This window comes from Peribacillus acanthi, assembly GCF_003073175.1.
GTDB lineage: Bacteria > Bacillota > Bacilli > Bacillales > DSM-1321 > Bacillus_BN > Bacillus_BN acanthi.
On record NZ_QBBX01000002.1, the window covers coordinates 83697 to 103473 of the forward strand.

At 34.4% G+C, this 19777-nt stretch carries 22 protein-coding genes and 1 pseudogene; 16 read left to right on the forward strand and 7 right to left on the reverse strand.

Annotated elements, in window-relative coordinates:
* Positions 1–560: 560 nt before the first annotated feature.
* Positions 561–1049 (forward strand): hypothetical protein, encoded by a 489-nt coding sequence (locus tag DBX25_RS02095; protein ID WP_108669125.1) that lies wholly within the window; start codon positions 561–563, stop codon positions 1047–1049.
* 42 nt (positions 1050–1091) lie between these two features.
* Here the strand turns inward: DBX25_RS02095 and DBX25_RS02100 are convergent, their stop codons facing one another.
* Complete coding sequence (locus DBX25_RS02100) at positions 1092–1520, reverse strand: YuzC family spore coat inner layer protein (RefSeq protein WP_108669126.1); 429 nt, start codon at positions 1518–1520, stop codon at positions 1092–1094.
* Positions 1521–1718: 198 nt separating this feature from the next.
* Between DBX25_RS02100 and DBX25_RS02105 the strand changes: the two genes are divergently transcribed.
* The 10 genes from DBX25_RS02105 (at position 1719) to DBX25_RS02150 (ending at position 10252) form a co-directional block, all read left to right on the forward strand.
* Positions 1719–2543, forward strand: coding sequence for an aldo/keto reductase (locus DBX25_RS02105; RefSeq protein WP_108669127.1), 825 nt, complete (start codon positions 1719–1721; stop codon positions 2541–2543).
* 108 nt (positions 2544–2651) lie between these two features.
* The gene (locus DBX25_RS02110) at positions 2652–3659 is read left to right on the forward strand and encodes a LacI family DNA-binding transcriptional regulator (protein ID WP_108669128.1); all 1008 of its coding nucleotides are present in this window, start codon (positions 2652–2654) and stop codon (positions 3657–3659) included.
* 66 nt (positions 3660–3725) lie between these two features.
* A complete protein-coding gene (locus DBX25_RS02115; protein WP_108669129.1) occupies positions 3726–4199 on the forward strand; it encodes an RpiB/LacA/LacB family sugar-phosphate isomerase in 474 nt (157 codons plus the stop codon).
* A gap of 22 nt (positions 4200–4221) precedes the next feature.
* On the forward strand, positions 4222–5253 hold the full coding sequence (locus tag DBX25_RS02120) for a TRAP transporter substrate-binding protein (protein ID WP_108669130.1): 1032 nt from the start codon (positions 4222–4224) through the stop codon (positions 5251–5253).
* Positions 5254–5286: 33 nt separating this feature from the next.
* A complete protein-coding gene (locus DBX25_RS02125) occupies positions 5287–5790 on the forward strand; it encodes a TRAP transporter small permease (RefSeq protein WP_108669131.1) in 504 nt (167 codons plus the stop codon).
* A gap of 2 nt (positions 5791–5792) precedes the next feature.
* On the forward strand, positions 5793–7067 hold the full coding sequence (locus DBX25_RS02130; RefSeq protein WP_108669132.1) for a TRAP transporter large permease: 1275 nt from the start codon (positions 5793–5795) through the stop codon (positions 7065–7067).
* Between the two features lie 37 nt (positions 7068–7104).
* Positions 7105–8010, forward strand: coding sequence for a ribokinase (gene rbsK / locus DBX25_RS02135; RefSeq protein WP_157950851.1), 906 nt, complete (start codon positions 7105–7107; stop codon positions 8008–8010).
* 206 nt (positions 8011–8216) lie between these two features.
* Positions 8217–8696 (forward strand): hypothetical protein, encoded by a 480-nt coding sequence (locus DBX25_RS02140; RefSeq protein ID WP_108669134.1) that lies wholly within the window; start codon positions 8217–8219, stop codon positions 8694–8696.
* Positions 8697–8789: 93 nt separating this feature from the next.
* Positions 8790–9158: a hypothetical protein gene (locus DBX25_RS02145; protein WP_108669135.1), complete on the forward strand. Its 369-nt coding sequence runs from the start codon at positions 8790–8792 to the stop codon at positions 9156–9158.
* A 224-nt stretch (positions 9159–9382) separates the two neighbouring features.
* On the forward strand, positions 9383–10252 hold the full coding sequence (locus DBX25_RS02150) for a hypothetical protein (protein ID WP_108669136.1): 870 nt from the start codon (positions 9383–9385) through the stop codon (positions 10250–10252).
* Positions 10253–10362: 110 nt separating this feature from the next.
* Here the strand turns inward: DBX25_RS02150 and DBX25_RS02155 are convergent, their stop codons facing one another.
* Positions 10363–10791 carry a VOC family protein gene (locus DBX25_RS02155; RefSeq protein WP_108669137.1) on the reverse strand — a complete coding sequence of 143 codons (429 nt, stop codon included), beginning with the start codon at positions 10789–10791 and terminating at the stop codon, positions 10363–10365.
* 157 nt (positions 10792–10948) lie between these two features.
* A complete protein-coding gene (locus DBX25_RS02160) occupies positions 10949–11179 on the reverse strand; it encodes a hypothetical protein (protein WP_108669138.1) in 231 nt (76 codons plus the stop codon).
* 457 nt (positions 11180–11636) lie between these two features.
* Between DBX25_RS02160 and trhO the strand changes: the two genes are divergently transcribed.
* Positions 11637–12587, forward strand: a complete 951-nt coding sequence (gene trhO, locus DBX25_RS02165) for an oxygen-dependent tRNA uridine(34) hydroxylase TrhO (protein ID WP_108669139.1) — start codon at positions 11637–11639, stop codon at positions 12585–12587.
* 66 nt (positions 12588–12653) lie between these two features.
* Here the strand turns inward: trhO and DBX25_RS20775 are convergent, their stop codons facing one another.
* Together DBX25_RS20775 and DBX25_RS02170 are read right to left on the reverse strand one after the other, a co-directional pair.
* Positions 12654–12803: a hypothetical protein gene (locus DBX25_RS20775; RefSeq protein WP_170110110.1), complete on the reverse strand. Its 150-nt coding sequence runs from the start codon at positions 12801–12803 to the stop codon at positions 12654–12656.
* 64 nt (positions 12804–12867) lie between these two features.
* A pseudogene (locus DBX25_RS02170) lies at positions 12868–13125 on the reverse strand (DUF1259 domain-containing protein); the annotation flags it as partial.
* A 252-nt stretch (positions 13126–13377) separates the two neighbouring features.
* Between DBX25_RS02170 and DBX25_RS02175 the strand changes: the two are divergent.
* Positions 13378–14592, forward strand: a complete 1215-nt coding sequence (locus DBX25_RS02175) for an MFS transporter (protein WP_108669141.1) — start codon at positions 13378–13380, stop codon at positions 14590–14592.
* A 187-nt stretch (positions 14593–14779) separates the two neighbouring features.
* Positions 14780–15637: an aminoglycoside phosphotransferase family protein gene (locus DBX25_RS02180; protein WP_108669142.1), complete on the forward strand. Its 858-nt coding sequence runs from the start codon at positions 14780–14782 to the stop codon at positions 15635–15637.
* Between the two features lie 40 nt (positions 15638–15677).
* Here the strand turns inward: DBX25_RS02180 and DBX25_RS02185 are convergent, their stop codons facing one another.
* The gene (locus DBX25_RS02185; protein ID WP_108669143.1) at positions 15678–16004 is read right to left on the reverse strand and encodes an antibiotic biosynthesis monooxygenase family protein; all 327 of its coding nucleotides are present in this window, start codon (positions 16002–16004) and stop codon (positions 15678–15680) included.
* Between the two features lie 15 nt (positions 16005–16019).
* Positions 16020–17252, reverse strand: a complete 1233-nt coding sequence (locus DBX25_RS02190) for an MFS transporter (protein ID WP_108669144.1) — start codon at positions 17250–17252, stop codon at positions 16020–16022.
* A 504-nt stretch (positions 17253–17756) separates the two neighbouring features.
* Between DBX25_RS02190 and DBX25_RS02195 the strand changes: the two genes are divergently transcribed.
* Both DBX25_RS02195 and DBX25_RS02200 read left to right on the forward strand, forming a co-directional pair.
* Positions 17757–18479, forward strand: a complete 723-nt coding sequence (locus tag DBX25_RS02195) for a toast rack family protein (RefSeq protein ID WP_108669145.1) — start codon at positions 17757–17759, stop codon at positions 18477–18479.
* A 156-nt stretch (positions 18480–18635) separates the two neighbouring features.
* The gene (locus tag DBX25_RS02200) at positions 18636–18929 is read left to right on the forward strand and encodes an RNA polymerase alpha subunit C-terminal domain-containing protein (RefSeq protein ID WP_108669146.1); all 294 of its coding nucleotides are present in this window, start codon (positions 18636–18638) and stop codon (positions 18927–18929) included.
* The last annotated feature ends 848 nt before the right edge of the window (positions 18930–19777 follow it).

Consider the following 19777-nt stretch of genomic DNA (forward strand, 5'->3'; position numbering starts at 1 on the left):
CATTAACAGTGTTTAAGATAAAAATAAAAAATCATGGTATTGAGCTATTACAAGAATAATAGGGTGAACCTTTGCAAAATTGTTTCTATAATATGTCATTTCTCTCAAAAAATCTTAAAAGAAAGTTCGAATATACGGGAAATTTGTTGATAAAAATGACAAGTAATTCCTTGGAAATGAATGTACAATTAAAATCTGAAGTACATCTCTATTGCATACTGATGGTCGTTTAATAGAGTGCTTCCATAAATATCTTTTACGAAAAGGAGGTATTTAGAAAGAACTGGATGATTAAGTTAAGTTTGTGGTTTGATATCCTGTTATAGCCTTTTTCATAATCCTTTTCATCCAACATAAATATTAAATTTTTCTCCAACTGTAAAAAAATTCTTCATGCTCTAACCCCATATTTTTAAAAAGTAGTTTATCTCTTTATCCAAAAGGGTAAGGGTTAAGCAAAAGTTAAAAAATCTATCAAAACAACTGCATGATTTGAAACCAATTACCCTTTCAATCGTCTATATTAGTAGCAAGTATTTTTATTTTAGGAGGCTTCACGGATGAAAAAAGCCTTGTTACCTTTTCTTATGGCCTTATTGATTATACCAGTCACTTTAGTTGCTACAGCTACAGGTAAAGACAATATCATTGAAGAGAAAACAGCATTTATAAATATTGTTACGGATATTAAAGGAACCTATGTACAAGTGGATGAAATTGAATGGTACGAAGGAGAACAAGCGAATCTTGAGGCAGAAAAAGATGGAGATTGTTATGAAGAAGACGGAAAGTGTGTTGTCCCTGATGGATATTACATTCGTAATTCAGACGACAAACTTCAAAAACTTTCATTAGCTTCAGACACAACAATATTCATGCAAACGTATCAAATCGATCAAACCTATGAGATAAATTGGGACCAAGAGATTACATGGGAACAATTATTAAAGGAATGGAACCATTCAAGCGAACGATATCAACATATTCCGTTTCATTTAGTAATTAAAGACGGAGAAATAATCTCTATTAAAGAACAATATATACCATAATCCATAAAAATCCTAACCACGTATTGGTTAGGATTTTTATTGTTACCATCTTAAAGAAATTGAGAGTGAACAGCATGCACCTTCTTGCTCACTATTATACAATTTAATATTAATTCCATCTGGGCTAAAGGTCGCCTTGTATTTGATCTTTATTCCGGTCGATAAGATTAGTTCATCCACTCTCTTTTGATTGGATTTTTGGGCGGCCTCCATCAAGTCATGAGCAAATTTATCTGACTCAATAATCTTATTGACGATTAAATCGGTTTGTTTTATTAATTTTTGAAAGGTTTTAGCAGATTTATGCAATTCATGTGTATCCACTGGTGGATACATTTCAGGATATCTGAATTCAATTACTGGTTGGTAATGAGCATAATATTGAGCAGGTACATGGGAAATCATCCCCATTTGTTGATAATAATAAGGGTAGGGTGCATAAGGAGTGTTAGGATAATGATGATAATACAAACAGAATTCCTCCTCTCTGGCTGGTTAATTCCACCATATATTCTATGATTGGGATTTTTGGGTGTTACATAGCAGAAATTTATTGAGATTAATAAAAAGGAAAAATTTATACTTAGTCGAAATAGAAAAACAGTGTTGAGAATAAATCTAGTAGTAGGTTAGTAAAATATTTTCTATACACAAAGGGAGGTAAGTAAAATGTTAACTAGTCTAAAAGATTGTACGATGTTACACAATGGAGTAAAAATGCCTTGGTTTGGTTTAGGGGTATATAAAGCTGAGAATGGAAAAGAAGTAGTTGATTCAGTAAAAATTGCTTTAAAGAATGGGTACCGCAGTATCGATACAGCAACTCTTTACGAAAATGAAGAGGGGGTAGGACTTGCAATCAAGGAATCTGGAATAGCACGAGAAGAAATTTTCGTTACCACTAAAGTCTGGAATACAGACCAAGGCTATGAATCTACTTTAGCTGCATTTGATTTAAGTATGAATAAGCTTGGATTAGACTATTTAGATTTATATCTCATCCATTGGCCCATTAAAGATCAATATATTGAAACGTGGAGAGCCTGTGAAAAGTTATATAAGGATGGAAGAGTGCGTGCTATTGGAGTGAGTAACTTTAATATTTCTCATATAGAGAATCTTATGGCCCATTCAGAAATTATGCCAATGGTTAATCAGGTAGAATATCATCCTTGTTTAACACAGATTGAACTACATGAATACTGTAAAAATCAAAATATTCAACTTCAAGCTTGGTCACCACTCATGCGAGGACAATTATTGGATAACGGAACTCTGCTTCAGATAGGGAAAAAATATAATAAATCTACGAGCCAAGTAATTTTAAGATGGGACTTACAAAACGAAGTGGTGACCATTCCAAAATCCACAAAAGAGAGCCGTATAATAGAAAATGCAAATATCTTTGACTTTAAGTTATCGAAAGAAGACATGGATCAAATTCATTCATTGAATGAAAATAGACGTACTGGACGAAATCCTGCTGATTTTTAAATACTAACAAAATTAATTTTTAGAAAATTATAAAATTTTAGTTGTATTTCGAATGAAAGAGTTATATATTTAGTTAAACGATTAAATGAAGCTGGTGACATAATCCATATGAACAAAAAAACTACCATCAAAGAAGTTGCAAAGAAAGCGAATGTTTCGACAGCAACCGTATCCAACGTAATTAATAACACCAAATTTGTTAGTGAAGAAGTGCGACAACGAGTTCTACAAGTTATCGAGGAGCTAGATTATCAAGCAAATACGCTGGCGAAAAGCTTACGAATTCAAGAATCTAGACTGATTGGAGTGATTGTTTCTGATATAGCTAATCCATTTTTCTCAAAAGTTGTAAGTGGAATAGAGAAGGGAGCTGCTGAAAATGGATATAACATTTTACTCTGTAATACAGCCTCCAATATCGAAAAAGAAATTGAGTTTTTAGATATTTTAATTGGAAAAAGAGTCGAAGGATTGATAATTTCCTCTTCTGGAACAACAAAAGAATATTTTACTAGTTTGGAAAAATTGGATATACCTATCGTATTCCTAAATCGATCACCCAATACACCTTCACACAAGGTTGTTATTACTAATAATATTGAGGGTGCTTATAAAGCTACTGAACATTTAATCCAGCATGGCTATTCACGTATTGGGATAATTTCAGGTCCTAATTCATTAAGTACAGGAAAAGATCGTCTAACTGGTTACAATCGGGCGATGGAAGATTATCATTTATCGATTCCGGAAACTTATATACAAGAAGGCGACTTTAGTATTGAAAGCGGTTACCACGCAATGAAGGATTTACTCTCAAAGAATCAGAATCTTGAAGCATGTCTAATATCCAATAACTTTATGACCCTTGGAGCACATAAGTATATGAAAGAAGTTGGTATTAAAGTGCCGAAGGATATTGCTATTATAGGTTATGATGATTCCGATTGGGCAGATGTCATGGATTCACCTTTGACAACAGTAAAACAACCTACTTTAGAACAAGGTCAAAGCGCCATTGAAATGCTACTTGCCACCATCCGCCAAGAAAACTTCCATCAACAACAAATACTATACTTACAACCAAGTCTAGTTATTCGGAATTCATGTGGCTGTTAATTTATTTTTTAACTATCTAGTTAAACGATTAACTAGGAATGCATTTTAATTTAGGAGGAAGAGTTAATGAGAATTTCAGTAGGGGGCGATCACGCTGGCTTTCCTTTAAAGGAAAAAGTTGTAAGCGTTATCAGGTCATTAGGTCACGAAGTTGTAGATTATGGATGTTTCGATGAGACACCCATAGATTTCCCAGATATTACACGAACTGTATGTGAATCCGTTTTAGAAGGAAAGGCTGATCGTGCTTTCTTGGTATGCGGAACGGGTGTCGGGGCATGTATTGCTGCTAATAAAATTCCAGGAATAAGGGCATCAGTTTGCCATGATATTTATTCTTCCCATCAATGTGTAGAACACGATGATGTGAATGTAATGTGTGTGGGAGCTCAAATCATCGGTCCAGTGATTGTTGAAGAGTTAATTAAATCCTTTTTAGAAGCAACCTTTAGTACTAAGGAAGAGTTCAGACGAAGAGTTCAGAAGCTCCATGAAATGGAAGTAGAGTATTCTAAGAAACTGCTTGCCAATCAAAAATAATGATTTGAAAGGGAGATTACATATGAAACTAGTTAAAAAATTGCAGATTGCTTTATTAAGTACCGCTTTAGTTGCTAGTTTAGCTGCTTGTGGGAATGACAAAACCAATGCTACAGATTCCAATGAAACTCTTTCGATTAAGCTAGCACACGTAACAAATGATCAGTCCGCGATCCACAAAGGTTCAATTAAGTTCAAAGAATTGGTTGAAAAAGAATCAGATGGAAAAATGAAAGTTGAGGTTATCCCAGGTGGACAATTAGGAAGCGAAAAGGACCTCGTCGAAAGCACAAAACTAGGGAGCGTAGATATAACGATTCCATCTGCTGCGGTTTTATCAAACTTTGTTCCAAAGGCTGCAGTCCTTACCCTCCCATATGTGATAAAAGGGGCAAATGAACAAGAGAAATATGAAAGCTTGAAAAAGCTGTCAGGTAGCGATGTGTTTAAAGAGATTGAAAAAGAATCAGCGGATACTGGGTTAACATTATTCCCTGATGCGGTTTGGTGGGTAGGAGACAGACATGTGACAACCAAAGAAAAGCCATTAAAAACATTAGCCGATTTAAAAGGATTAAAGATTCGTACACCTGACGCAGCGGCACATACAGAACCATTTAAAGCGTTAGGCGCAAATGTAACACCTATGAATATTTCTGAAGTATATTACTCTTTAAAAACAGGTACTATTGAAGCTCAAGAAAATTCTGTTAACCAAATTTATACGAATAAATTCCATGAAGTACAAAAATATGTGAACTTAACTGGACATATGACTCAAAATGAATTACCAGTGATCAATAAAAAGTGGTTTGATGGATTAACAAAAGATCAACAATCCATTATTGAAAAAGCAATGTTTGACGCAGGTGTATATATGTCCGATCTACAATTGAAACAAAACGAAAGTGAATTAGAGATTCTAATCGATAGTGGGATGGAAGTCATTGAAACCGATTTAGGAGATTTTAAGGAAGCAACTAAGGATTTATATAAAATATTTGGAGATGCAATTACAGAAGACTTTTATAACCAAATCATTGAATCCCAGTGAGCTGAATGATGGTTTGAAAGAGGGGATGACAGCTTGAGGAATTCTAAAGTAATAAAAAATGCAGAAGAGATCGTCGCAAGTTTGTTTTTTCTAGTCATGTGTGGTGCCGTCATATTAGGGGTTATTGCAAGATTGTTTAATCTCTCAATCGTTTGGACAGATGAGTTGGCTCGTTATTCCTTCATTTGGGTGGTTTTTATTGGCTCAGTGGCAGTATTAAAAAGAAAAAAGCATATTACCATTGAATTTCTTTCGTCAGTTTCCAAGCCCAAATGGATGCGTCTTGTAAATACTCTCATTAGTTTATGTTTGATAGGTATATTCATAGTGTTGATTCGATTTGGATTTCAGATTGTCAGTAATACATGGGGGGTCCCTACTACAAGTTTAGGGATTCCCACAGGATTAGTTTATCTGGCAGTCCCGATTGCAGGAACACTTATGCTCATTTATACGATCATTCACCTGATTCAAAATTGGAGAAATAAAGGTGAAGGAAATGACACTTCTTCAACTGAGAGAGGAGTGGAGATTTAATAATGTTCATTTTAATTATCTCTTTGCTCACTCTATTATTGATAGGGGTACCAGTCGGATTTTCTCTAATTGGTGCGTCATTGCTTTCGTTAATGGTAAACGGATCCATACCTTTAGAGGTTTTGCCACAGCGTTTATCACTTGGATTGGACTCATTTCCACTATTGGCTATTCCATTATTTATTTTCGCAGGTACCTTAATGGAAGCGGGGGGAATCACTAAGAGGTTAATTTCCTTCTCAGAGGCATTGGTAGGGCATATAAGAGGTAGCTTGGCCCATGTAACCGTAGTATCAAACGTTTTTATGTCAGGGGTTTCTGGATCTGGTGTAGCAGATGCAGCAGCGACTGGAACCGCACTGATTCCAGCGATGGTGAAAAGAGGATATGGTAAAGGGTTTGCTTCGGCAATATTAGCAGCAAGTGCCACTGTAGGACCTATCATTCCTCCAAGTATTCCTATGATCATCTTCGGTAGTTTCGCTGGAGTATCTGTAGGTAAACTTTTCCTTGGTGGGGTAATCCCAGGATTGTTAATGAGTACTTCACTCATGATTATTTCTTATATCATAGCTAAAAAAAGAAATTATGAAAAAAGGGAAAGAGCTAGCTTAGGAGTAGTATTCAAAGCGTTCCTTGATGCGTTTTGGGCACTATTAATGCCTGTCATCATTATGGTTGGAATTTTTTCAGGATTTTTCACAGCAACAGAATCAGCAGTTATAGCGGTATTGTATTCCTTAATTATTGGATTGTTTGTTTATAAAGATTTAAAGTTGTCAGATCTTCCTACAAAAATATTAGATGCTACTTTAATGACGGCGGGAGTCGGGATTATTATTGCCGCATCAGCACCATTTGCTTGGTATATGGCTTTTGAGCAAGGACCTCAACATCTTTTGGACTTATTCCAAACAATCTCTATGTCACCTACAGTCATATTGATTTTATTGATGCTGATACTACTGGTTTTAGGATGCTTCCTTGACGGGACGGCAATTATTATCATCACTACACCGGTTGTGTTGCCAATCCTGGCACAATTCGGAATCGATCCGTTGCATTATGGAGTCATTCTTGCAATAAATGTAATGATAGGTACGATCACTCCTCCAGTAGGTGTAATCATGTATGTGGCAACAGGTATTGCCAAGACCAATATCTTTACCTTTACAAAAGAAGTGATGCCATTTTTAATCACTCTAATAGTTCTCTTGTTCATTTTCATGCTTGTACCAGAAATCGTAACGTTCTTACCGAATTTATTAATGAAATAGAATGTAAGAAAAGTTATAAATGGAAAGGATTTATTTTATGACTAGTAGAGTACTGGTAGTTGGAAGCTTGAACATGGATCTCCTTATTAATGTTCCTGAGCTTCCTAAAAATGGCGAGACCATCTTAGGAGGGGAAATTAAGGAGAATCCTGGTGGTAAGGGCGCTAATCAAGCTGTTGCCATCGGTAAACTTAATACTCCAGTATGGATGCTTGGGGCTATTGGGGAAGATGCACATGGTGTTGCACTATTGAAGTCACTCAAAGAGCATAATGTGGACATAAAATATATATTGAAATCTCCTAAAAAGACCGGTGTTGCAATTGTCTCAGTAGACGATAGAGGTAACAATCAAATTATTGTGTCACCAGGAGCAAATTATGATGTAACTCCTGAATATGTATACGAAAATAGGAAAGCAATAGAAGATTGTGATATCGTTGTCCTACAGCTTGAAATTCCATTGGCGACGGTGAAATATACGCTTGAATTAGCCAAAGGTTTGAATAAAATAACGATATTGAACCCAGCTCCAGCCTTCCATTTAGATGAAGATATTTTGAAACATGTTGATATATTGATTCCAAACGAACATGAATTACAATTGCTGACCCATGAATCAAATGGGACTCTCATATCACAAAGTCAGGAATTACTTAAAAGTGGTGTTAAAACAGTGATTGTTACTTTAGGTGAACAAGGATGCTTCCTCTTAAATCACAAAAATGAGGAACATTTTCCTACTTTCAAGGTTGAAGCTGTTGATACGACTGGAGCTGGGGATTGTTTTATCGGATGCTTTACTAGCACCTATGTGAAAACAGGTGATTTGTATACTTCCATTGAAAATGCCATTAGGGCTGCTTCACTATCTGTTACAAAGGTGGGAGCACAAGATGCAATGCCAACACAGGATGAATTGGATGATTTTTATCATAGTTAGTATGCTTAACCTTATCTTAATTGATAAGGTTTTTACTATTTTAAATAGTGGATTTTTTTTCATTTTTTCATAATATATAAGTCAGCCTGATTCACTATAATAACTATTTTTCATGAGCGAAAAAAATAATGCTTCTCAATCCTTTAAACATTTAAAAAGAGTAAAAGGGGGATATTAAATAATAAAAATGAAAAAGGACGATTACCATGGTAAGTAGCTTTTATCTTATTAAACCGAGAATCACTAAAACAGATATTTTTTATAAGGTTTATATCACTGAAACCCATTTTTATTTTATTAAAGTAGGAGGACAATTCCATAATCGTTATGCCTATAACAAACAATTGCCTGATCTATTTGAAATCCTGTTTTTGTTTTGGTTTAAAAGGTTAGAAAAGAAGCAGGAAAACTTAGAATTGAAAATCGATCAAAAGGTAAGTCAAAATGAAGTTGCAGAACTCCTGCAAGAACGTCATAACTTTTCATTAAATATTGGTGATATTAAGGAAATTACCATAAATAAAGCGGGAACCTTTCATACCGGCTTTAATGATAATGGAACGATCACATTTGAATTACTACAAGAAGAAAAATTAAAGTTCATTATTCCTAAAACGACATTAAGGATGACGGTAAAAAGATGTATAGAATTAGAAGGTAGAGCTTTTGCTATAAGAGAGTTATGAACTCTTCAAAAATTGCTTTAACATGCTTCCTCCTATACAATGATGGCTATAATAAAAATAAATAGACTGGTTAATTTAGGAGGAGCTTGCACGATGAGAATAGGAATTACTGACGAACGAAAAGCTCTTTTTTTTATGCTTGGACAAGAATTAGATGCTAAAGCATGCAAAATATTAATAGTAATGATTGGAATGTCCGATAGTGAAACAGGAATTGTTAATACCTCTTTATCTGATTTACATAAGAAAACTAAAATGGCAGTAACTACCATAAGAAGAGCACTAGAAAATTTGAAAGATATAGGTGTATTGGAAGTATCCCATCATACTGGTGTCGAGAGTGAGTACAGACTTATTTTAGCAGGGGCAATTCAAAAGCGGGCTAATAAGATGGTAGAGGAATACAGTCAGCCAATCGTAAGTAAGCAATTACTGGAAATGGCCAAAGAGTTTAAAGAGTAGTATATGAATAGGAAGAGTTCTGACTATAGGTCGGGACTCTTTTTTAATTTTCGATAAATTGAGTTTAGGAATAAAGAACTAATTATGGATTCTATTACCTGTATACATGTATAAGCAAAATAATTATAGTAATAAAGGCAAGACGGAGCAAAATTAACAGGGTAAGTAAAAATAGATGTCTACCGTTGTCGTTCCGTTTCAAATAAATTAACAGGGGGCACAATATGTTATCATTTTTAGCATTTTTAGGATTTATCATATTCCTGGTCATGACAGGTGTTGCATTCTTTAAGAAAACTGGAAAGGGAAAGAGAAATATTCTTATTTCCATTGTTTGTTTAATCGTATTTGTGGTTAGTGTAGGAACTAATACTGAAGATACTAATGCGAATGAAAAGAAAGAAGAAGATAAACAAGAACAAAAAGAGAAAAAGAAAGAATTAGATTCAATAGAGAAAATCAGACAATCCATAACTGTTGGAGTGGCATACGAAGAGTATCAAAAAGTAAAGAAAAGCCTTAGTGTTGAGATTCCAAAAAGCATTTCTATTGGAAATGGAAATGTAGGAACAGTCCTGCAAGCTAAGGATGGATTATTTGTTGCTATGACTGATGGAGTGACAGTCCTTGGTGTGAAAGAATTCACAAGCATGGATCAAGTGGATACTTATGAAGCAGAAGCGGTAGCAAAAGCCGAAGCTGAGCAGAAAGCAAAAGAAGAACAAGAACGTAAAGCAGCCGCTGAAAAAGCAGCAAAAGAAGCTGCAGCAAAAAAAGCGAATGCAAAAACCATTCCATACAAACAAATAGAAAAAAATCCTGATCGTTACAAAGATGAGTATGTGAAGTATACAGGTCAAATCGTTCAAATCATGGAAGGTGACAACCTTACCCAAATTCGACTGGCAGTAACGAAAGATTCATATGGATATTCATTCTCTGATATCATTTTCGTTGAGTATGCTGGTTTAACTGACTTCGTTGAGGATGACATTGTAACCATCTATGGAACGGTTTATGGAGCATATTCTTATACATCACAAGCGAATTATGAAATTTCATTACCAGGAATCATAGCTGATTCGGTTGAATAATCAACAAAAAAGAAGATCAATTTGATCTTCTTTTTTCATATTCTCTCAAGAAAAGGATATGTACATTTTCTTGAGAAGAAAATCCATATCCTTTTTAAAATTCTATAATATTAAAATGCAGTTTCACCATTATCGTAATTTAAAAGCCATGTAATACCGAATTTATCGGTAACTTGTCCATAAAGCTTGCTCCAGAATGTTTCTTGGAGCTCCATGCCCACTTTGCCATCTACTTTTAACTTATGAAAAACTGAAGTCATATACTCTATGTCTTTACTCACTAAAGCAAGGTTAATATTGTTTCCTTCAATAAATGGCATTCCAGGAAATACATCAGAAAACATTACGTTACTTCCATCAATGTTAAGTCTTGTGTGCATCACTAAATGTTTTGCTTCTTCTGGTAATGGATACTCTGGATTTGGAGGTGCTTCTCCAAACGTCATAATCTTAGGAGTTTCTGTTCCAAAAACCTCTGCATAAAACTCTACTGCTTCGCGACAATTACCATTAAAGTTCAAATAAACATCAACTGACATTTGATTCACTCCTATGTATTATTTAAAACCTTTACTAAAAGACATAGTAATTATATCATTCATTCAGAGATAAAGCAGGAATATATTATTGAATTTTCTAGATATTAAATAGACCGTCCATATCAGCACAAAAAAACCAGCATTCAACACTGGTTTTTTATCTTCTATTAATAAAGTCCAACAAATAATTTGCGGTTTCTTCAGAGTTTGTGAATTCTTGAAGGGAATTACCTTGATGATCCTCTAATCGAAAACGAATTGGAGAATCAGAATAACTTAGTGAAATAACTTCATTTCTATCATTCTTAAGCTTATGACTGACATGGGAATCAGTATATGGAGGTTTCTGAAGGTCCTCGAGCATTTTTTGGAAATACTTATAGTTCATTTCCACATCCCCTTTCTAATTACTTTAAAGGAGCACTCTATATTTTTCCCTTATTTTTAGCTTAACATAATAACTGTAGGTTAAACGATTATATTTATAAATATTCCTATAATTATAGAACTTCCTGGATTTAACTGTATAACTGAAGAATTCTCAGGTTGATTGATAAAGGACTTTGAATAAATATAGATTATTCTAAATAGATTTTATCACTTCTAGATAATGATTATAGGTCAAATTACTCGACCTTTTACAAAATTCTTGTTAAAATTATATGTCGATAAAGTGAGACTTCCATTAGTATTGGTAAGTCAAACCAATCAGACTTAATACGGGAGGTTTTTCCCACAATAAATTTCTTGTTTCCTTGGAATTAGGAAGTAGGGATTATCCTGACTATTAATGTGGATAAATTGTTAGTGCTATATTATAAATTTATAAGTTAGGTGGAATATCGTTGGAAACTAATTCATATAGAGTTTTATTATATTATCATTATGTTGACATAGAGAATCCTGAGGAGTTTGTGAAAGAGCATTTAGCTTTTTGTAACGAGCTTGGACTTAAAGGTCGAGTTTTAATTGCCTCTGAAGGAATTAACGGAACTGTATCAGGTACGTTTGAACAAACCGAGCAATACATCGAAGCAATGAGACAGGACCCACGCTTTGCAGATATGGTGTACAAGATTGATGAAGCAAATGAACATGCATTCAAGAAGATGAAGGTTAGACTTCGTCCAGAACTTGTGACACTTCGTTTAGAAGATGATGTAGATCCAAGAGAATTGACTGGAAATTATTTGAGTCCTAAAGAATTCCATGAACAGATGCAAGATGAAAACACAGTCGTTATTGATGCTAGAAATGATTATGAGTTCGATTTAGGACATTTTAAAGGTGCTATAAAACCGGATATCAATACATTTAAAGAACTCCCAGCATGGATCCGTGAAAACAAAGAGCAATTCGAAGGCAAAAAAATTCTTACGTATTGCACAGGTGGAGTACGCTGTGAAAAATTCTCAGGCTGGTTATTAAAAGAAGGATTTTCTGATGTTTCCCAATTACATGGTGGGATCGTAACTTACGGTAAAGACCCTGAAGTCCAAGGACAGTTGTGGAATGGACTTTGTTATGTATTTGATGAGAGAATAAGTGTCCCAGTTAATCGAGTAGAGCATGTTATAGTAGGAAGAGATTACTTTTCTGGGGAGCCTTGTGAGCGCTATGTAAACTGTGCAAATCCAGAATGTAACAAGAAAATTCTAAGTTCAGAAGAAAATGAACATCGATATATGCGCAGCTGTTCACATGAGTGTCGTGTTCATCCAAGAAATCGTTATATCGCACAGCATGAATTGACAGAAGAGGAAGTAAAGGCAAGACTGGAAAAAATTCAGGCATAAAATAAAAAAGCTAATCGGAAAATAAAATCCGGTTAGCTTTTTTTTTCAAAGAATAACAAGTGCGAATTATTCTTGATTACTAGCCTTTCCATCATTACCCTTATCAAGCCCTGTGGCGTTATTAACGATTTGAGAAACTAAGTTTAATCCTTCATCTACAGTATTCATGGATTCAGCATTTTGATCAGATTCTTTTGATATTTTATCTTTATCCAATTTTACCACCTCCAGAAATTAGGGTTTGTAGTAAAACCGATAATATTCATATGGTATGGAGCTTTTATTTAATAATCTTTAGAGCTCTAAACGCTTCTGCAACTTTATAGGCAAATGATAAGGGAGATTCTACAGATTGAAAGTGAAGATATAGGATATTAGGGTTTGTATATAACCAGTGATTATTGAGTGCGCTAATGATAATACCATTTTTCACTAGTATATTTGTAAAGAGAGGGATTTCTTCCTCTAGCAGGACGGTTTCACCAAGATTAAGTGCATTTCCTTCATGATCCAATGATTCAAACGAATACCAGCGTGGAGTTCAAGGCTATGTCGAAAGGGCATCATAGAGTTCGTATGATTTCCTGTTTCAATCATGCATAAATTGGAGAGTCCAGTCCTGAAAAGAGTTTTTTCATTAAATGGTTAATCTAAAACAAAGAGACAAAGCAAATTGCAAGTCATTAAAATTTTGAAAAATTTTGCAAAAAACATTCATTTTTCATGAAAATTTCGATAATATAAAGTTTAGATAACCGAAATACTTTTTAGAAAGAAGATGCTTAATGGAATGAATCAGTCAAAGATAGCCAAACGTAACTTAGTCATTATGTGGTTTTCAAATTTCTTTATTGGGGGAAGCATGACCATGGTACTCCCGTTTATATCTCTCTATATAGGGACTTTCGGGGATTATTCTGAGGAGTATATTAAACATTGGTCAGGGTGGACATTTGCGATTACCTTTGTTTCTGCTTTTTTATTTTCACCAATATGGGGTCGGATTGGCGATCGAATCGGAAGAAAAAATATTCTTATCTTTTGTGGAATCGGGATGGGGATATCCATATTTCTAATGGGCTATGTAACTAATGTATGGCAACTCTTTACACTAAGATTATTTATGGGTATCTTCACAGGATTCGTCTCGCTATCCCAAGCCTTTATCTCTACACAAACCCCTAAAGAAATTGCAGGAAAAGTATTAGGTACATTGCAAACTGGAAGTATTACCGGATCCTTATTTGGTCCATTAATTGGAGGGCTACTTGCGGATTCTCTTGGGTATGCAACTACTTTTAAATGGACTTCTATCTTAATCTTTATCTCAGCAATACTAGTATTTGCAACGAAAGAATTCAGGATTGGAATTAAGAAGGGTACTAAAACGAAGTATACAAGTAAGGAAGTTTTATCTCACATCGTCAGAAATCCTGTTTTATTAACGGTATTAATCATTTCTTCTATTGTGCAAATAGCGCATTTTAGTATTCAACCTATTCTTTCCTTATATGTTGAGGACTTACATGGTACTACAAATATTGCATTCTATTCTGGAATTGCCTTTTCAGCTGCTGGGCTTGGAAACCTAATGATGTCACGATATTGGGGGAAAATTGGAGATCGGGTAGGATATATTAAAATCCTGGTTTTACTATTATTTCTATCAACTATTATCTACTTCCCAGGAGCATTCGTAATAAGCATTTGGCAATTGGTAGTCATCAGATTCGCACTTGGTATTGCCATTGGAGGTATCATACCTGTAAGAATCGCATATATTCGCCAAGAAGCTCCAATTGCTATGCAAGGGGAAGTCTTAGGTTATAATACAAGTCTACGCTTTTTAGGAAATGTGATTGGACCGATGATGGGTGGAATGATTTCTGCCTATTATGGTTTTTCTGCAGTATTTATTGTAACGAGTACATTATTGCTAGTAGCTGGCATACTCCTATATGTATCGATGCATCGTCACCCAGAATTGGAGAAACAATCGGTTTAGGGTAAATGTATGTTTTTCCTATGAAATAAGTATGTACACATATTATTCCATTCATTTGATTAGTAGTCATGCTGACAATTATTGGAAAACTATTATATACTGTTTAATTGAGAAATTAGGATTTATCTTAATTTCTCTCTTTTTTACATATTAAGAAGGAATATTATTTGAAAAACGGGAGTGGAATATGAGAGAAAAGCTTATTAACAATAATATCGGAAATCGGTACGGAAATTATGATTTAGTGAGATTAAATGGGGGATACACAAACGAAACTTTTTTGTTAAAAGGAACATCTCCTTTATTAGTTATTAAAAAATCATTTTCACTAAGTCAAGATTTTGAAAATGAGATTTCTTGTTTAAAGTTACTTCAAGAGTCCAGCATCGTTCCAAAATTTATTGAGAGTTTCACTGGGGAAGATTTTCAAATTACAGTGATGGAATTTAAAGAAGGCGAAAATGGTCAATCTATCATAGATAATCATGACTTAGAAAGAACAAAATTATTATATCAACGAATAGGGCATTCACTAGCAAAACATGTTCACTCAAATAAATACTATAATGCATCAAAAGGAATTAAAAATTCAATCTTATCAGAGATGAGTTTTGATTTAGAATTTATTCCTGCAGATTTAATTGAGCAATCAAAACTTATATTAGAAAAAATAAAAGATCCAATCGAAGACTGGGTTTTAACACATGGTGATTATGGGATTCATAATGTTCTATATTCTGATGAAAATGAACTTGCAATCTTAGATTGGGAATGGGCGGAGTGGGGAAATCCTTTATCAGATATAGCTTGGGTGATCTGGTTTACAAAACTTCACTATCCTTCATATGCACCAATATTAAATTCGTTATTTGTTGAAGAGTACCAGTCTATTAGTCCAATTGATTTATACTCTGATAAAATAAAAGGTTATTGTATCTACAAGGTATGGAAAATTTTACACAAAGTAAAACAGGCACCATCAGATGTGCAGAAGGAATGGATTAGACGTTTGAATTGGACAATAGAAACGGATTTTGAAATATAAAAACAGGGAACTTCAAAGCGACTGAAGTTCCCTTTTCGTATTAAATTGTGAAAAAGTTATCTCGTTCAACTTTACTAACTCTTAGGGCAAAAGTTTTATACCATTCTGCTTTTCCTCTTTTTTGAGCTACCATATGAAAAGCATTTTCCTTCCATTCTGTAATAGCCTCTAAAGAATCCCAATAGGAAACCGTAATCCCCAATTCATGATCACGAGCACTTTCAACCCCTAAAAATCCTTGTTGTTTGGAAGCCAGTTCTACCATCTTTTCTGCCATTTTTCCATAGCCATTATCAACCTCAGTACGTTGTGAGGCAAATATTACGGCATAATATGGTGGCTTTGGTGTTTTTGCTATTCCGCTCATGATTTCCCCCAATAGTCAACTTGATATCGATTCATTTGTCTTTTCTGAAAAGACGATTTGTTTACCAGGTTTAGCAACCAAATAGATTACGAATGCAGAAAACAACACATTGACTGATGCTAATACCGCGATAATATATCTTAAAGGGAAGAGGTCTCCAAGTAAACCAATCAATAATAAAAAGATGATTTGCAATCCATTTTGAGCGACGCTAATCACACTTGTCATTCTCCCCATCAAATGAAGAGGGATATTATTTTGATAAAATGTACTGAAGCCTGTATTCATAAAAGCATTAAACAGGCCCAGAATCACAAATCCGATGACAATTGTTAGAAACGAGTTCGAAAGAGAATAGATAAGATAACCTACAGAAACCAAAAACATTCCCATCCCCATTAAAGTCTTTAAACTCAAATGTTTAGATAACAAAGCAGTGATAAAAGCTCCAACAGCAAATCCAATGCCAGTAATACTTACTAGGAAACTATAATCCGCTTCCGTTAAACCAACCACTTTTTGAACGAAGACTACTTCTTGAGAATCCATAGCCAAAGAAAATAACCCAAATGCTAAAAAACATGAGTAGACAGCCATGACATAAGATTCTTTTTTGCTGAAGCTTATTACTTCATTCCAATCAGCTTTCAATGTGGCATATTTTGATATAGTCGAAGTGGGTGCCTTTTCTAGATTAACATCAGGCAATAGAAAGATGATTAATGCTGATATTAGAAAAGAAAATGCGTTTAAAAAAATCGCAATATCAATTGAGCCAATTAAAAATAAGCCTCCAGCAATGGCCGGACCAACAATAAATGCCCCCGAAGTAACCAATCCACTGATAGAATTGTATTTTTTCCGTTTTTCAACAGGTACAAGTGTTGCAATATAAGTCACTGAAGCAGGGGAAAAGAACGATTTTGCGACACTAATTAGACATAATAGAATATAAATCCCCCAAACATTTGTCATGAAAGGGATCAATCCAACTAAGATCGTACGAATAATATCTGTATAGATCATAATTTTCTTCTTATTTGACCGGTCAATAATGCCACCACTCCATGAATTGGTAAGCACAGATATGATCGGTCCCACTATCCATAGTCCAGCAACAGCTGCAGCAGATTGGGTCATTTCATACACAAGCAAGTTAATTGCAATCAAGTAAATAAAATCACCGAGAGTTGAAATACCAATTCCAGTCAGCATTAAGGAAGTTAATTTCCAATTAAATGGTTTCATACAATTCTCCATTATTAAAGTTATTACTCTAATTATGAAGGAACACACTAATTTTAAAAAGGAAAAATCTAAATTTACCCCTTTTTAATGTATTAATGAAAAATTATTATATGAAGATTATTTTAATAAATTTATATAAATGCATACTAGCGCAGTAAGAAAAAGATCTCCATTGAAGCTCCTTTATCTTATTTAATCAGACCATTTGGTATAATGTCTGCTTCCTCATCCGTAATATTTTCAATAACACCTAGGATATAACTACGATAACTTTCCAATTGATTAAATAAAACCTCGTGTCTATTCTACATTCAAATACTCTCCGTTTTTTGATATAAAGGTGGTCGTTAATTGAGGTATGTTTTCCTTCTTCAGTTAAAAAATAGAAGTTTGTCATTATACGCCTTAGGTCTTATAGAAAATTATTGCTGAGGGTCGTTATTAAACCTTCTTATTTTCCTTATGATGGAAATATAAAAAGTCAATTTACTTGGAGGAATAAAAATGAAGAAATCAATGATTATGGGAATGGTTATCGGAGCAACGTTACTTTTTACTACAGGCTGTAATTCTATTGTTACTGCTGATGTAAAAGAAGAAAATATCTTAGTAAAGAGAGATAAAGCGAAAGAATTAGATGTGGAATTAAATTTAGGTGCTGGAAAATTGACTGTTACGAACGGTGCTAAGGAATGGGTAGAAGGAAGTATCAATACAAATATTAAAGATTTAGAACCAGAAGTGTCATATTCACTTGATGGTAAAAAAGGAGAAGTGGTGATCGAGCAAACCAAGAACAAATTTAAGAATTTTAAACTTGGGGATTTGGAGAATGATTGGAATCTTGAGCTTTCTGATGATATACCTATGAACCTTGATGTAAATGCAGGTGCAGCAAATACAAATCTAGGTTTAAAGGGTATTGAACTTAAGAACTTAAATATTAATGCTGGCGTAGGGAATCTAACAGTGGACCTTGGTGGAAAATGGAAGGAAAGCTTTGATGCTTCAATAAAAACGGGAGTAGGTAAAACTACCATCATATTACCTTCTGATGTTGGAGTAAAAATCGTTTCGAACAAAGGGATTGGTTCGACAAACGTCGTAGACTTTATTTCTAAAGGCGACGGTGTATATGTAAATGAGGCATATGAAGACGCAAAGGTTAAATTAACTGTAAAAACTGACATGGGGGTCGGAGAAGTTACTTTTAAATTAGATAAATAATTAATACCGTGTACTGAATTTAGGAATATAGGTTCCTGTGAGTGAGTACAAAGTAACAAGCATAGGAATTTGTGGACCAAATAATATGATTTGGTCTTTTCTTTTTTGATATATTTTTATAAAAGCATTATCAATAGAATCGGAGGTTATTTAAAAATGGCCACGTCAGAAAAGAATTTAAGAATTTGCGATAAAGGACATAACTTTTATAAAAGTAGTGATTGTCCAACCTGTCCGACATGTGAACAAGAAAACAAACCAGGTAGTGGATTTCTGTCATTACTGTCAGCACCAGCAAGACGAGCATTGGAACACAATGGAATAACTACATTACAAGAGTTATCAACTTACAGTGAAAAGGAGATTTTGAAATTCCATGGAATGGGACCAGCGTCACTACCTAAACTTAGATCTGCTTTGATGGAAATTGGGTTATCTTTCAAAAACTAATTACATTTCTTAAATACCGGATTATGATTGATTATTTCTGTCGGTAAAGGTTACTGTAATTGAATAACTGAATTTAAAACCAACGCTTAGATTTACTATCTGAGCGTTTTGTTTCAATTGATTACCATTGTATTGTTAACTGACAAAAAAAGGGAATCATACGACCACAATGATGCCCATTTGACTCTCTCGTTAATGAAAAAGGGAATCATACGACCACAATGATGCCCATTTGACTTTCTCCAAAAGGAAAAAGGGAATCATACAACCTCAATGATGCCCTTTTGACACTCTTCGTAATGAAAAAGGGAATCATACATCCTCAATGATGCCCATTTGACTCTCTCGTTAATGAAAAAGGGAATCATACGACCACAATGATGCCCATTTGACTCTCTCGTTACTGAAAAAGGGAATCATACGACCACAATGATGCCTATTTGACTTTCTCCGTAAGGAAAAAGGGAATCATACGACCACAATGATGCCCATTTGACACTCTTCGTAAGGAAAAAGGGAATCATACGACCACAATGATGCCCATTTGACTCTCTCCGTAAGGAAAAAGGGAATCATACGACCACAATGATGCCCATTTGACACTCTTCGTAAGGAAAAAGGGAATCATACGACCTCAATGATGCCCATTTGACTCTCTCGTTAATGAAAAAGGGAATCATACGACCACAATGATGCCCATTTGACTCTCTCGTTAATGAAAAAGGGAATCATACGACCACAATGATGCCCATTTGACACTCTTCGTAATGAAAAAGGGAATCATACGACCACAATGATGCCCATTTGACTTTCTCCGTAAGGAAAAAGGGAATCATACGACCACAATG

Coding starts and splice junctions, on each gene's coding strand:
- DBX25_RS02095 (WP_108669125.1), top strand. CDS start 561: ATGAAAAAAGCCTTGTTACCTTTTCTTATGGCCTTATTGATTATACCA.
- DBX25_RS02105 (WP_108669127.1), top strand. CDS start 1,719: ATGTTAACTAGTCTAAAAGATTGTACGATGTTACACAATGGAGTAAAA.
- DBX25_RS02110 (WP_108669128.1), top strand. CDS start 2,652: ATGAACAAAAAAACTACCATCAAAGAAGTTGCAAAGAAAGCGAATGTT.
- DBX25_RS02115 (WP_108669129.1), top strand. CDS start 3,726: ATGAGAATTTCAGTAGGGGGCGATCACGCTGGCTTTCCTTTAAAGGAA.
- DBX25_RS02120 (WP_108669130.1), top strand. CDS start 4,222: ATGAAACTAGTTAAAAAATTGCAGATTGCTTTATTAAGTACCGCTTTA.
- DBX25_RS02130 (WP_108669132.1), top strand. CDS start 5,793: ATGTTCATTTTAATTATCTCTTTGCTCACTCTATTATTGATAGGGGTA.
- rbsK (WP_157950851.1), top strand. CDS start 7,105: ATGACTAGTAGAGTACTGGTAGTTGGAAGCTTGAACATGGATCTCCTT.
- DBX25_RS02140 (WP_108669134.1), top strand. CDS start 8,217: ATGGTAAGTAGCTTTTATCTTATTAAACCGAGAATCACTAAAACAGAT.
- DBX25_RS02145 (WP_108669135.1), top strand. CDS start 8,790: ATGAGAATAGGAATTACTGACGAACGAAAAGCTCTTTTTTTTATGCTT.
- DBX25_RS02150 (WP_108669136.1), top strand. CDS start 9,383: ATGTTATCATTTTTAGCATTTTTAGGATTTATCATATTCCTGGTCATG.
- DBX25_RS02155 (WP_108669137.1), bottom strand. CDS start 10,791: ATGTCAGTTGATGTTTATTTGAACTTTAATGGTAATTGTCGCGAAGCA.
- DBX25_RS02160 (WP_108669138.1), bottom strand. CDS start 11,179: ATGAACTATAAGTATTTCCAAAAAATGCTCGAGGACCTTCAGAAACCT.
- DBX25_RS02175 (WP_108669141.1), top strand. CDS start 13,378: ATGAATCAGTCAAAGATAGCCAAACGTAACTTAGTCATTATGTGGTTT.
- DBX25_RS02180 (WP_108669142.1), top strand. CDS start 14,780: ATGAGAGAAAAGCTTATTAACAATAATATCGGAAATCGGTACGGAAAT.
- DBX25_RS02185 (WP_108669143.1), bottom strand. CDS start 16,004: ATGAGCGGAATAGCAAAAACACCAAAGCCACCATATTATGCCGTAATA.
- DBX25_RS02190 (WP_108669144.1), bottom strand. CDS start 17,252: ATGAAACCATTTAATTGGAAATTAACTTCCTTAATGCTGACTGGAATT.
- DBX25_RS02195 (WP_108669145.1), top strand. CDS start 17,757: ATGAAGAAATCAATGATTATGGGAATGGTTATCGGAGCAACGTTACTT.
- DBX25_RS02200 (WP_108669146.1), top strand. CDS start 18,636: ATGGCCACGTCAGAAAAGAATTTAAGAATTTGCGATAAAGGACATAAC.